14 protein-coding genes are annotated in these 12794 nt (G+C 41.7%); 8 read left to right on the forward strand and 6 right to left on the reverse strand.

What is annotated here, in order from left to right:
- The first annotated feature begins 10 nt into the window (after positions 1–10).
- Both ACKLNH_RS10800 and ACKLNH_RS10805 read left to right on the forward strand, forming a co-directional pair.
- Positions 11–1900, forward strand: a complete 1890-nt coding sequence (locus ACKLNH_RS10800; RefSeq protein WP_413112266.1) for a TRAP transporter permease — start codon at positions 11–13, stop codon at positions 1898–1900.
- Positions 1901–1962: 62 nt separating this feature from the next.
- On the forward strand, positions 1963–2742 hold the full coding sequence (locus tag ACKLNH_RS10805; RefSeq protein WP_413112267.1) for a DeoR/GlpR family DNA-binding transcription regulator: 780 nt from the start codon (positions 1963–1965) through the stop codon (positions 2740–2742).
- A 72-nt stretch (positions 2743–2814) separates the two neighbouring features.
- On the opposite strand, the gene ACKLNH_RS10810 is transcribed toward ACKLNH_RS10805, so the two are convergent.
- Entirely contained in the window at positions 2815–3576 is a 762-nt protein-coding gene (locus ACKLNH_RS10810) for a LexA family transcriptional regulator (protein ID WP_413112268.1), read from the reverse strand.
- Between the two features lie 378 nt (positions 3577–3954).
- On the reverse strand, positions 3955–4392 hold the full coding sequence (locus ACKLNH_RS10815; protein WP_413112269.1) for a GNAT family N-acetyltransferase: 438 nt from the start codon (positions 4390–4392) through the stop codon (positions 3955–3957).
- A gap of 73 nt (positions 4393–4465) precedes the next feature.
- Here ACKLNH_RS10815 and ACKLNH_RS10820 point away from each other — a divergent pair, with 73 nt between their 5' ends.
- The 4 genes from ACKLNH_RS10820 (at position 4466) to ACKLNH_RS10835 (ending at position 9478) form a co-directional block, all read left to right on the forward strand.
- The gene (locus ACKLNH_RS10820) at positions 4466–4639 is read left to right on the forward strand and encodes a hypothetical protein (protein ID WP_413112270.1); all 174 of its coding nucleotides are present in this window, start codon (positions 4466–4468) and stop codon (positions 4637–4639) included.
- 200 nt (positions 4640–4839) lie between these two features.
- Positions 4840–5739, forward strand: coding sequence for a chemotaxis protein (locus tag ACKLNH_RS10825; protein ID WP_413112271.1), 900 nt, complete (start codon positions 4840–4842; stop codon positions 5737–5739).
- A 68-nt stretch (positions 5740–5807) separates the two neighbouring features.
- Positions 5808–6917, forward strand: coding sequence for a substrate-binding domain-containing protein (locus tag ACKLNH_RS10830; protein WP_413112272.1), 1110 nt, complete (start codon positions 5808–5810; stop codon positions 6915–6917).
- On the forward strand, positions 6917–9478 hold the full coding sequence (locus tag ACKLNH_RS10835) for a LuxQ periplasmic sensor domain-containing protein (protein ID WP_413112273.1): 2562 nt from the start codon (positions 6917–6919) through the stop codon (positions 9476–9478). The genes ACKLNH_RS10830 and ACKLNH_RS10835 overlap by 1 nt, the downstream gene beginning before the upstream one ends.
- 12 nt (positions 9479–9490) lie before the next feature.
- On the opposite strand, the gene ACKLNH_RS10840 is transcribed toward ACKLNH_RS10835, so the two are convergent.
- From ACKLNH_RS10840 to ACKLNH_RS10850, 3 genes are all read right to left on the reverse strand, one after another.
- Complete coding sequence (locus ACKLNH_RS10840; protein ID WP_413112274.1) at positions 9491–9754, reverse strand: hypothetical protein; 264 nt, start codon at positions 9752–9754, stop codon at positions 9491–9493.
- A gap of 83 nt (positions 9755–9837) precedes the next feature.
- Positions 9838–10056 (reverse strand): DUF3820 family protein, encoded by a 219-nt coding sequence (locus ACKLNH_RS10845; RefSeq protein WP_413112275.1) that lies wholly within the window; start codon positions 10054–10056, stop codon positions 9838–9840.
- Positions 10057–10095: 39 nt separating this feature from the next.
- Positions 10096–10602: a GNAT family N-acetyltransferase gene (locus tag ACKLNH_RS10850; RefSeq protein WP_413112276.1), complete on the reverse strand. Its 507-nt coding sequence runs from the start codon at positions 10600–10602 to the stop codon at positions 10096–10098.
- 281 nt (positions 10603–10883) lie between these two features.
- Here ACKLNH_RS10850 and rlmF point away from each other — a divergent pair, with 281 nt between their 5' ends.
- Complete coding sequence (gene rlmF / locus ACKLNH_RS10855; RefSeq protein WP_413112277.1) at positions 10884–11846, forward strand: 23S rRNA (adenine(1618)-N(6))-methyltransferase RlmF; 963 nt, start codon at positions 10884–10886, stop codon at positions 11844–11846.
- 156 nt (positions 11847–12002) lie between these two features.
- On the forward strand, positions 12003–12197 hold the full coding sequence (locus ACKLNH_RS10860; RefSeq protein ID WP_413112278.1) for a hypothetical protein: 195 nt from the start codon (positions 12003–12005) through the stop codon (positions 12195–12197).
- Positions 12198–12282: 85 nt separating this feature from the next.
- On the opposite strand, the gene ACKLNH_RS10865 is transcribed toward ACKLNH_RS10860, so the two are convergent.
- A complete protein-coding gene (locus ACKLNH_RS10865) occupies positions 12283–12561 on the reverse strand; it encodes a hypothetical protein (RefSeq protein ID WP_413112279.1) in 279 nt (92 codons plus the stop codon).
- Positions 12562–12794 lie beyond the last annotated feature (233 nt).

The following is a 12794-nucleotide window of genomic DNA, read 5'->3' on the forward strand; positions in this document are numbered from 1 at the left end:
TGAGACAGTGATGAATACGATAATTAACCGACTCACTCTTGCGCTAACACATGCCACGGCAGTGCTTTATGTGTTAGTGATGTTTAAGCAGTTTTTTTCTCCTGAGCAGCCGATGATGATTGTTCCATTCCATGTGTTTATGACACTTGGGCTGGTCTTCTTATTTAAACCACTAAAGATAAGAGATATTCAAAACGCAACAACACGCTTGCTAGATATTGCCGCATACGCTGTGTGTATGTATTTAGTCTGGCACTATTTTCAAGATGTCGAGCGCCTTCAACTTCGCTTCCAAGGGGTCGATGACGTATTCTTTGGAGAGACTCTCGCTTTTTGGGTCGGAATTCCCCTACTACTAGAGGGTGTACGCCGTACCGCTGGTTGGGCACTGATCTTTATCGTTTCAGCGTTCCTCATTTATGGCTTTGGCGTTGTTGAGCTACCGGGATGGCTATATTTCTCCGGGTTCGAAGCCTACGACTTTATTGAGATCACAACGCTAGGTACCGAAGGCCTATTTGGTGTCGCTGCAAACGCCATGGTAACAATGGTCTTTTTCTTTGTCGTATTCGGCGTTGTCTTCTCTAACACTGGTGGTGGTAATATCTTCATCGACTTATCACTCTTAGCATCCGGCCGTTATGCCGGTGGTGCAGCAAAATCTGCTATTGTTGCTAGTTCGTTATTTGGTACCGTCAGTGGCTCTGCTGTCGCTAACGTGACATCTACCGGAGTTCTAACCATACCGCTAATGAAACGCACAGGTTACTCCCCAGAGCAAGCAGCTGCAACTGAGGCAGTTGCTTCTACAGGTGGTCAATTAATGCCACCAATTATGGGTGTTGCCGCGTTTGTTATGGCAGATTTACTCGGAATCCCTTACATCGATATCGCAATTGCCGGTATTATTCCCGCTCTAGGCTATTATGTGGCCCTATTTATCAGCGTAGACTTGCTAGCACGTCGAACTAACATCGGTTCGGTTAACTATCAGGAACTAAAAGATACAATTAGCCCTATTAAACCGCGTATCCACCTGCTTCTTGCCCCTATTGCAATAATCAGTTGCCTATTTGCTGGCTACTCTGTCTCGATGTCTGCTGTAATTGGTATTTTAACTGGATGCGTTGTTCCGATGCTACGCAAAGGAACACGTTACCACCCGAAAGAACTCTATAATATGGTAATCGACTCGGCTGCACAGATGGCATCTATCTCCGTCGCTGTGTCTGTGGTTGGCGTTATTATTGCGGTATCAATTCAGTCGGGCATTGCGATTAGTTTTGTGAGCCTACTGGCCGAAATTGGTAGTGGTAACCTTCTGCTTTCTTTAATATTGGTTATTGCTGGCTGTCTAACACTCGGAATGGGGTTACCAACGGTTGCGGCATATATTATTAGTGCTGTTATATTTGTTCCTGCTTTAACGCAACTAGGCATCGAACCTTTAGCCGCTCACTTCTTTGTTCTGTACTACAGTGTGCTGTCAATGATTACACCACCAGTATGCCTAGCAGCATTCGCAGCAGCAGGAATATCTAAGTCGAACCCAAATAAGACAGGAGTAGTTGCTTTTGTTCTTGCTTTGGTTATATTTATCCTTCCGTTTGGTTTTGTCACTGATTTAGCCATTCTGGGGCAAGGCAGTTTGCCAATGATCCTAGCCGCTTGCTTTGGTGTTCTTTGCGCGACGTCTTCATGGGCCATTGCCATCCAAGGATGGTTAGGGCAAACACTAAATAAAGGCATTCGATTGGGTTACGCTCTTTTATGTATCCTAATTATTAGCCAATCGACACTGAGTGCATTATGGATCTTGGGCGTTATAATCTTTATGGCAACAAGTCTGTACCTTTTATCGAGTAGTCGAAAAAGAAAAGTTCTCGATGTAACAGCATAGTGGTAAGTCAAGGGCCCTCAAGATAGAGGGCTTTTGATATATATGGAGTAGCAGGAATACACATGGCACCTATCCTAAGAAAAAAAGAAATCATTAATGTCTTAAGTGAGCGTGGGATGCTTAGTGTGGGTGAGTTGGCCGCACACCTAGACGTTTCAGAGATGACGATCCGGCGTGATATCACAAAGTTAGAAGAAGAAAATCTAGTCATAAAGCATCAAGGTATCATTGAACTAATTGATAGCAACCACCCTAACAAACTAACGTATGAACCCCCTCGTATCCAGAAAGAGACTTTGTTTCACGATGAGAAGGTTTATGTCGCTTCGATGGCTGTCAAAGAAGTCAGCGACGGCATGATTCTCTATTTGGATGCTGGCACCACCACACTAGAAATAGCGAAGCAGTTAGCTTTCGAATATGGCTTCAATGATCTCACCATTATTACCAATGACTTTGCAATAACAATGCTGCTCATTCAGCATTCAACCTATACCATTTACCATACCGGAGGGCGCGTAGATCGAGAAAATCAATCTTGCGTTGGAGAGCAAACCGCCAATGCCCTCGCAGGCCTGCATATTACAAAGGCATTTATCTCTTCTTCATCTTGGGATAGTAACGGCATTACTACCCCAAATGAGTCGAAAATTGCAGTGAAACGAGCGATTATCAACTCTTCTCGCCAGCGTTACTTAGTCACTGACTCTTCAAAATATAATACTGCTGCCATGTTCAAGATCTGCGACCTATCAGTATTTGATAAGATATTTACCGATCAAAATATTCCAGATACAGCGGTGGACGATATTCAGCTACAAGGTGTTAAAATTTTCAAATAATGACGTTGCGGCGTCCATTGCCGCACCTATCTATTATTGTAATAGCTCACTTAATGTGAGAATAAGAAACTATCATAGGTCGGTCGACACGTTTACGACTTGGCCGAGAACAAACAATTCTCCCACTTTCTCCACTGGGATCGTTAGCGGTTGGTAATCCTTGTTATCACTGATAACGAATACTGCACCATCGTAGCTTTTTTGAATACGTTTGGCATAAAGTTCATTACCCAATTTAACGACAAATATTTTACCGTCCAACAGTGTTGTCTTACTAACATCCACCAGCAACGAATCATTGTCCTTAATGGTCGATTCCATCGCATCGCCCTTGTTAAAGACCACCACCAAGTTCGCTTCATCAAGACCACGGAAATCTAAGTAGCGTCGTCTGAAAGCTAGGTGGCGCCTGACTTTATGGCATGCCAGGTCATCGCACTCGGACGAATACTGAACGTGATAACCAGGAATAAGTACCAACTCCTCACCTACCTCAGTAGCAATAGTTGATACACATGGCTTACCCGTTAGAACATGTATTTTTGATGTTTCGCTACCACTTTGATTACCTGAAAGGCTACAACGACATTTCTCACCAATCCCTGTACAGAGCCATTCCAAATTAACGCCTGTTACTTCCGCGATGGCGACGACTTTATCGAAGGCAGGTTTTGATGTTTTTGGAGGTAAACACTTTCTTAATCCGCTTTCTGAAATCCCAACACGATCACCAAAACTCTTTACTGAATTTTCGCCTATCAGCTCTTTTAGACGAACACCAAAAGTTTCCGTTCCTTTTAGAGCAATGGAAACTGAGATTCCTTTCTCATCCATAGTTATTTCTTTTATCATGTTGTTATGCAATTGCATTGATATTACCACAGAACTTTTTAAGTCGAAAAGGAGCAGGACAACTCTAAAGCACGAAGCGCTAGACAAGAATACACACTATAGGATTGATTAGATCATATAGTGCCGATGTGCTCCAAGTGCCGTAATAGGCATGTAACAGAAACCGCTTAAGGTACGAAAAAGTAGAGCGAGCAAATTTCTCACTCTATCCGATTTCTTTTGTCACTTAGAGTGACGCGCTACAATAGCAAAATAAACAGAAAAAATGTCTCAACTACTTGACACCTTCGCGAGCCCTGATGTTCTCTGCGCTGGTGCCGTTTTTCCACAAGTTTATACACTTATTTTGTGGATAACAGATCACTTTTCAATTTCTCTGCTCATCACGACGTACTCAACATCACGCTTGTAAAAGGGTTTACCTGATTGTTCCATATAGAATTTGCTATAGAAGCCAATCGCATCGCTTCGTGCATCACACCAGAAGCGCTGTATGCCACGTTGTGCAAGGTAAGAAAGAATACTGTGGATAACCGCACTACCTATTCCATGACGGCGATGGTCAGGTAATGTGGCAAATTTGCGCAGTCGGGCGGATTGTGTCTCAGAATCGATAAACACGGAAGCGACACTAACTAACTCACCATTCCAACAACCACCAAAATGCACCCCGCTACTGTCTTCGTTCAAAATAACGTGTTCTCTTGGTAACGCAGGCCACAACACCGTGTGACGGATATCAATTGTTTGAGTCGGTGTTATTTGACAGACACTAATCGGTTTAGAATAATCGGACATAAATCAACTACTACAGGAGGTGTAATACTACAAATAATTATCACTTTTATCATAGATAGATGAGGGGAGTAATATGCAAATTTCTTTTTATGTCCCTAAAATGAGTGAAGAGACGAAATATACATATACAAAAGGGGTTATATACTGGCTTTGTGGTCATGAGATGAAGTCTCGCAAAGTTAAGCCAACAACCTTTGACCAAAAAATAGCAAGTGGCGAATGGGTTATCCTTCCAACCACAGGTTAGTTTTGGCGTTTTCTAGCCCAGTAACCCAATACTGGGCCAGAACATAGTTCGAGCCACTTAGCCACATCATCTTCTTTTCTGCATCACCAGACAAAACCTTACAATTTTAATGGTTTAGAGCTAGAAATCAGGCGTCAACGATGCCATGATTGCACCATTAACAATTCTCTCAGTATCGTGTCCGACAAGGCGAGCTTATAATGAACAATTCCACAACTACCTCGCAAGGTATGCTGCTATTTTCTCTGTCTCTATCGCAAAAGTTTGCTATGGGCACACTTAAGATTAAGGAAATTGTCCCCTATCGCCGACTCACCGCTATTCCCCAGTCTCACCCGCATATCATGGGCTCGACTCACTTTAGAGGCGTTACGCTACCGGTTATAGATATGGCGAAAGCCATTGGTTATCGCCCGATTAGGGAAGAAGAGAGGGAGCAGTGCTCTATCATTGTTGCCGAATGCCGACAGCAACTCATTGGATTTCTCGTTCGAGGGATCGACCGCATAGTTAGCTTTGATTGGAAGCAAATCGCCCCACCACCCAAGTCTTTGGGTCAGGATACTTGCGTTACTGGTGTGATGATGGTGGAAGAGCAGTTGGTGCAACTTCTCGATATTGAGCTAATTATTTCGACGGTTTACCCTCCATCACCAGGCAGCCTATTTCCTACGCTAACAGATCTACAACGTGAAACATTAAGACCAATGAAAATTCTATTGGTCGATGATTCAAGTGTGGCGCGTCGTCAGTTAATCGATGCATTAGAGAGCATAAGTATCCCCTATCACTTCGCCACGAACGGAAATGATGCGCTGTCCATGCTCCATCATGCCGCGGCTGAAAATGATCCGTATAATATTTTAGTCAGCGATATCGAAATGCCTGGCCTTGATGGGTATGAACTAGCATTTGAAGTGCAAAATAATCCATCATTATCAGAATCTTATGTCATTTTACACACATCACTATCTAGTGAGATCAGTGTATCACAAGCTCATCAAGTGGGGGCGCATGAAGCCTTATCTAAATTTGACGCCAACGAGTTAATTCACGCTATGTTACGAGGTGTAAAACATATTTATAAGGCAACGGAATAATCAGCGGACGCGAGCCATGATACCCAGTAACGCTACGCACTATTTGCAAATTTATAAGTGATTCTGTCATGCACATTAAACACACCATTTTTCTGGTGCTGCTATTATTTCCTGCTTTAACAATACAGGCAGCCAATCGTTACTGGGAGTATGGTGACTATCTGGATCTACACCCTAAGCAGCGAGCGCTAACAGAGCACTTCTCAGCGTTAGTAGACAACGATCCGATTGCCTTTAGTGGGGAGGTCAACAAACCCATAACGGTGTCTATTGTCTACCCAAGTGAGCAAATATCAGATTATTGGGTGCGTAATATTTCTGCTTTTACCCAAAGACTTAACGAACTAGGCATACCGCATGAAATTTCAGCTTTCTTCTCATCGCCGAATACAAATCAAAGAAGACAAAACGAACAGCTCCTAGAAGCACTACAAAGTGAACCTGACTACCTTATATTCACTTTAGATACAGAACGCCACCGCATTTTTATTGAGCACGTATTACAAAGCCCTACCACTAAACTTATTTTGCAAAACATCACCACACCAATTAAGTCTTGGAACAAGAATCAGCCCTTTTTTTATGTCGGCTTTGACCATCATCAAGGGACTCATTTGCTCGCTGACTATTTCCAGTCCATATTTCCAGATTCAGCGACTTATAATTTGCTTTACTTTTCTCCTGGCTATATCAGTAACGCACGGGGGGATACGTTCATAAATCGCTTGCAGCCATCGCAAAGATACTGGCCAGAGAGCATCTATTACACTCGAGCAGATCAACAATCAGGTTATGATGCAACCATGCTTATGTTAGAGCAAAAGGCCGATGTCGACTTTATCTATGCTTGCTCGACAGATATCGCACTCGGCGCTGCCAAAGCGTTAGCTGAAAAAAATCTCAACTCACAGATAATGCTAAATGGCTGGGGAGGAGGCTCAGCGGAACTGGCAGCACTGGCTAATGGAAAAATTGATGTGACAGTGATGCGAATCAATGATGATGCAGGTGTTGCGATGGCAGAAGCGATAAAGTTGGATCTTGAAAACCACCCAGTTCCCCTTGTTTATTCGGGCAACCTTGAATTAATTACTAAGCATGACTCAATTGAGCATATCAATGCACTAAAAAAGCGCGCTTTTCGCTATTCTGATAACCAGAAATGGACAACACAATAATGAAAGTACAATCCTTAACAACAATAACGTTTAAACTGGTTGTTAGCACGCTTTGCCTGGTTACCATTGCAATTAGTTATTTAGCATATCACTTCAGTGCTTCTGCCGTTAATAATGAAATAGAGAAAAGTCAACTGCAAACCACTTTGCTTTTCCAAAACACTGTCCAATTTAAATTATCATCATTGTCGACAGTACATGAGATCCAATCAACCAATCCCCAATTAGCATCGCTTATCAACTCAAATGACTTATTGGGGCTTGATGAGCTATTTTTCCAGCTAGAACAAAAGATACCTTACAACACGCCGGATTTCCGCTTTATAACACAAAATAATGAGTTAGTTTGGGAAGACGGTAACAGCCAATTTTACGGAATAGAAAAAGCTATGATCGCAGATATCATCGATTGTGGCTGTATTGATAATTACTGGAGCTACAACGAAATTGCTGGGCAATTGGGAATTAAAAACCTCATACTGAGGAAAACACCAATCATTGATAGGGGCAATGGCCGAGTCGTCGCTTACCTGCATATTGCAATCGTTCTCAATAATAATTTACCCTTAATGAGCGAATTTAAACAATCTACTGGTGTTGATGCCGTCATGCTAATTATAAACAATCAAATAATTAGCTCATCTGAACCGATAGACTCACCTGTTCATGCGATTATTCGAACAATAAAGCAAAGCGAGCTGAGAACCTCACGTATTGGTAGTCATTTAATCAATGTGTTTAGCGAATACGATATTTTGGCTTCTACTCCCATGCACCTTGTCTCGCTAAAAGCAAACCGCAACATAGAATTTTTACGGTTAGACTTGCTTAAATCAATCATCATTTCCATTATTTGTGCTTGTCTGCTTGGTCTTCTCGCAAAAAAAGTCATTACATCCAAGGTTCTGAATTCACTCGGTGTGCTAATGAACTACACTGAATCAGCCAAAGACAATACAAACAACTTTCACCCTTACCCAGGTTCATCAATTACTGAGTTCAACATAATTGGTGATACCTTACAATCAACACTGTCAGCTATTATCGAAAAAGAACGCTCTCTTGACGACCTTTTCAAAATATCAGCTTCACCAATGGTTGTGTGGGATTGCGATTTCTCTATTAGTCGAATCAACGAGTCGGCCTGTCAGCATTTCCAATACCAGGAAGAGCAATCACATGATCATGCGACATTTATAGAGTTTAAAAAACAGATCACGCCATACCTGAACATTGCAATAAAAGGGACGCGTGTTGAAAATGTACATACATCACTACTTGGCACGACCTATTTATGGAGTTTTGCTCCATTAAGCATTAGTGGAAAGGTTATTGCCATTATTGGCCTAGCACAAGATGTTACTGCACTATTTAATGCAGAACGACAAAGTAGACTCGCACAAATTCAAGCTGAAGCATCGGAAAAAGCAAAATCCGACTTTCTTGCGCGGATGAGTCATGAAATTCGTACACCATTAAATGGTATCATGGGCTTGTCTCAATCAATAAGAGATAACCTCAGCCATTCCGACGATCTTGAAAAGGTTGATATGCTTTTCCAAAGCGGTGAGCACCTCTTAACTGTCTTAAACGACATTCTTGATTTTTCTCAAATAGAACAAGGCAAGCTAAAGCTACTCTTTAAGAAAATTCAGATTACTGAAACAATCAACTATGTCCAACACGTTTACCAGCCTTTATGCAAAAATAAAAATCTCGACCTAATTGTTAAATTAGACATCGACCAAGGGGCATATTGCATAACAGATAGAGCCCGATTGATTCAGGTGCTATTTAATTTAATGAGTAACGCTGTAAAATTTACTCATCAAGGCAGTATCACACTGTCAGTGATACAGAAAGAAGATATCCTAGAGTTCAGTGTCACTGACACCGGGATTGGTATCGACAAATCGAATTTGGAAACGCTGTATCAACCGTTTACCCAAGCAGAGGCATACACCACACGCGAATACGATGGTAATGGGCTTGGTTTATCGATCGTTAAAAACCTAGTCCAACTTTTAGATGGCAAAATTAACGTTGAAAGCACTGTTAGTGTCGGTTCTTGTTTCACGGTGCGTATTCCTAAAACACACAGCGCAGCGTTTCCTGACGAACTGAAGATGAATAAAAGCATTCCCTTGCCGACTATAAATCCTATAACAGAGCAACTTAACGTGCTAATCGTCGAGGATAATAAAACCAATGCGTATGTCGCTAAAGCATTTTGCCAGAAATTTAATTTCAACACGACATGGGTAGATAACGGCTATGATGCACTAAAAAGCGTACAACAAAACGACTACGATTTAATCCTTATGGATAACCATATGCCGAAGCTCAGCGGCATCGATACGACAAAACAGATGCGTGACAATCTTGGCATTAAAACGCCTATCTATGCTTGCACTGCTGATGCATTTAATGAGATTAAGGATGAATTCTTAACTGCTGGTGCTAACTATGTTATTACTAAGCCGATTAGAGAGAAAAATTTCCTGCAGGCGTTGCAGTTTTATGCCGCGGAGAAACGACTGAAAAGCAGTATCACTCACTAAGAGAGTAACTAACTACAACAGTAGTTCTCCACTTTGGAGGATCGCGGTAGCGACGTCGTCAAATATACTCTCTGCCACGACCTCTTCTTGCTGTTCAGATAATTCAATTTCAACCCAGCCATCTGGGCCCAACTTCCACAACTCAGCATAACGTATATGGGTAACGCTGATCCCATCGAGTATGGCATAACCTTCGGCCCGAAATACCCCTTTATCAGTCTCTAAACGAGACAGTGAAAACTCTCTTTCTTGCAACACCGCTCCATTTTCGTTCACGGCCAGCCCTTACCATTTAGTTAGTCTGTCATTAATATAGACGACAATGACGGCTCAAGCGACATGTTGAACACTGTTTCAACCTAAACACGTCTAACCAATGGCTGTAATACTTGCTCGGCCCCTTGCCGTTTAAGTTCTAACATGAAAGCCATTTTTATTCCGAGCTGGTTGTCAGGAAAGCCTTTGCGTTCGAACCAAAGTAAGTACTCTTCTGGCACATCCACCAAATACCGGCCTTTATACTTACCGAAGGGAATGACGGAGTTGGCGAGTTCAACTAAATCTTGTTTTGAAAACATTTAATGACATTACCTCGTGATAGCAGACCTATTTTACATTTATTGGTGTTCAAACTTTAGTGTTCTCTCAAAAATCAATACGCTATGGTAGCGATCAAACTTATAACCAACATCGGTCAATTTGCCAACTTGATTAAATGCATACTTTTTATGCAGTGCTATCGACGCGGCATTGGGCAACGTCACCAATGAATACGCTTTCTTAAATTCATGTTCATGAAGAGAGTTGAGTAACTTATTCATTAACTTGCCACCAACACCCGTCCCTTTCTGCTCAGGTGATAAGTATAAGGTTAACTCTGCAGAAGAGGCATAGGCCAGTTTCTCGCGAAAGCGATGATAATAGGCAAAGCCAACCACCAAGCCTTCACTTTCATACACAAACAGTTTGTAAGGTGATGCATCATGGTTAAATTCTTTCAACCATTGCTGACGATGGCTTAGTGACCACGGGGTGATATCAAAGGTGATAGCAGTATGAGTAACATAATAGTTATATATCTCGTTAATCTTTTCTGCATCGCTTTCATTCGCTAAACGTATCATGTCTTTCTTTACTAAAGGATCATGAGGTCACAATAACATGCTAAAGCTGAATCCCAAATGTCTTTCCATTTCATGCTAGTTAGAACAACAACATACCCAACATTGTAGATACGAGGCTTATGCGCCGTACTTTTTAGCATCTTAACGTGACAAACTCATTCCTCGTTTGTCCTGCTTTGAATTATAATATCTCCAGCAATAAGTGGCTCATTACTGGAGACATACCCTCAACGTAGTATTGACGATATGACTCCCCTATCTCCAAAATCTAGTGTGGTAAAGTGAACGTCTCTAAACAAAAAAGTAACTTGCATAAACGAAGTAAGCATCAAAATGGCTATAATTTCGATGCCTTAGTGAAAGTTAACCCAGAACTAAAAAGGTGGGTAACCAAGTCACCAACAGGCAGAAGCACGATTCCATTTGCAGAACCTAAGGCCGTGCTTGCACTCAATAGCGCCTTGCTTGCATACCACTATAATATTAAATTTTGGGCAATCCCTGATGGAAACCTCTGCCCGCCGATCCCTGGTCGCGCTGAATACATCCATTATTTAGCCGACCTATTGGCAAAGAGTAATAAAGGAGTGATACCACAAGGTGAAAGTGTGGTAGGCCTCGACATTGGTACTGGTGCAAACTGTATCTACCCCCTGCTCGGCAATAAAGAGTACGGTTGGCAGTTTATTGCCTCAGATATTCAAGCAGTCTCTATCAGTGCTGCTAACAATATTATTGTTAATAATGGCTTACAACACGCCATTCGACTGATCGAGCAAAGCAATGCTAATCACTTTTTTTCAGGGGTTATCAATAAAAAACAGCGTATCCTCTTTACCATGTGCAACCCGCCATTTCACCGTTCAGCCAAAGAGGCTCAACAAGGCACGCAACGAAAACGGAATAACCTAAATAGCAACCAAGCTAAACGAGGACAAAGTGGCCAAGCCAAGCACGGGCTTAACTTTGGTGGTAATGCAAATGAGCTGTGGTGCCAAGGTGGAGAGCAACGATTCGTTTCCGATATGATTAAAGAGAGCAAAGAGTTCAAAGAAAACGTATTGTGGTTTACTAGCCTGATTTCAAAGTCTGATAATTTGCGACCATTAAAGAAGCAGATCAACGCTATGGGGGCGACCCAATACCGCATCTGTGAAATGCAGCAAGGAAACAAAATCAGTCGTTTTATCGCGTGGACTTTTATTCCTACCGACAAACACTGTGCGTGGATAAGTGATCTATAATAGACACCTGTAGCACACTGAAAACATTATCTTTACTTTAAGTTGGTCACACTTCAAACGAAGTGTGGTCTTTTTTTGTCAGTATCTGATCTAGATAGCAAACTAACGAAGGGAACTCGCATAAGCTTATCTTTAATAGATATAAAAGGAGGTTATATGGATTTTGAGGTGCTGATAAAGGAAAAATACGGTTTTTCAGTCTTTGAAAGACGTACGATACATCAAGATGGAAAGAAGAGTCGACCCGTTTATGAAATTCGAGATGGGAATAACAATACTGTAGCCAGTTTTGAACACGTAAGTTTAGTGTTCCACCATTTAGAAGCCGAATTGGGCGAACCGACGACATAGGTCATAGACAACGAGACAAACCATCTCAGCTAAAGGCTAAGATGGTTTGTCTTAATATTTGAGTATTATAGGTAGTGATCCACAATTACAAATCGTTTGGATCAATTCCGTCTCGTGCTAACATTTCACTAATCTCTGCGATGCGCTGTTGGCGAGAGTCTTCTTTAAACTCATTTAATACCGCTATTAGATTATTTACCTTCTCTAACGGCATACGCTTAATTACTGCTTTTTGCCGCCCAGGTACCTCATCAGCAAAATCAATAAGTACGCTGCGATAATCTGTTCTTTGCTCAGTTGAACCTGTCGCTACTTGATTTAAAGCCGCTGCTAGCGCTTTTTCCGCTTTTTCAAATTCATTCATTGATCGATTTACCCGCTTGGGCATTCCACTGTAAGAATATAAATTGTACATAAGGTACGATAGCGATGAAGCTCTACTTGATAAGGCTTCACACAAAGTGATTTACTACTTAGAAAGGTAGTAATAGACAAATAATAATAGAGCTTCTACATATTGTCTAGAAAATATTGTGCCGGGTGATGCAAATATTCACGCCTCAGTCCCAAAAGGGTCAATATCACGACACCTTTGCC

This window comes from Thaumasiovibrio clandestinus (genome assembly GCF_047250365.1).
Taxonomy (GTDB): Bacteria; Pseudomonadota; Gammaproteobacteria; order Enterobacterales; family Vibrionaceae; genus Thaumasiovibrio.

Coding starts and splice junctions, on each gene's coding strand:
- ACKLNH_RS10800 (WP_413112266.1), top strand. CDS start 11: ATGAATACGATAATTAACCGACTCACTCTTGCGCTAACACATGCCACG.
- ACKLNH_RS10805 (WP_413112267.1), top strand. CDS start 1,963: ATGGCACCTATCCTAAGAAAAAAAGAAATCATTAATGTCTTAAGTGAG.
- ACKLNH_RS10810 (WP_413112268.1), bottom strand. CDS start 3,576: ATGGATGAGAAAGGAATCTCAGTTTCCATTGCTCTAAAAGGAACGGAA.
- ACKLNH_RS10815 (WP_413112269.1), bottom strand. CDS start 4,392: ATGTCCGATTATTCTAAACCGATTAGTGTCTGTCAAATAACACCGACT.
- ACKLNH_RS10820 (WP_413112270.1), top strand. CDS start 4,466: ATGCAAATTTCTTTTTATGTCCCTAAAATGAGTGAAGAGACGAAATAT.
- ACKLNH_RS10825 (WP_413112271.1), top strand. CDS start 4,840: ATGAACAATTCCACAACTACCTCGCAAGGTATGCTGCTATTTTCTCTG.
- ACKLNH_RS10830 (WP_413112272.1), top strand. CDS start 5,808: ATGCACATTAAACACACCATTTTTCTGGTGCTGCTATTATTTCCTGCT.
- ACKLNH_RS10835 (WP_413112273.1), top strand. CDS start 6,917: ATGAAAGTACAATCCTTAACAACAATAACGTTTAAACTGGTTGTTAGC.
- ACKLNH_RS10845 (WP_413112275.1), bottom strand. CDS start 10,056: ATGTTTTCAAAACAAGATTTAGTTGAACTCGCCAACTCCGTCATTCCC.
- ACKLNH_RS10850 (WP_413112276.1), bottom strand. CDS start 10,602: ATGATACGTTTAGCGAATGAAAGCGATGCAGAAAAGATTAACGAGATA.
- ACKLNH_RS10860 (WP_413112278.1), top strand. CDS start 12,003: ATGGATTTTGAGGTGCTGATAAAGGAAAAATACGGTTTTTCAGTCTTT.
- ACKLNH_RS10865 (WP_413112279.1), bottom strand. CDS start 12,561: ATGAATGAATTTGAAAAAGCGGAAAAAGCGCTAGCAGCGGCTTTAAAT.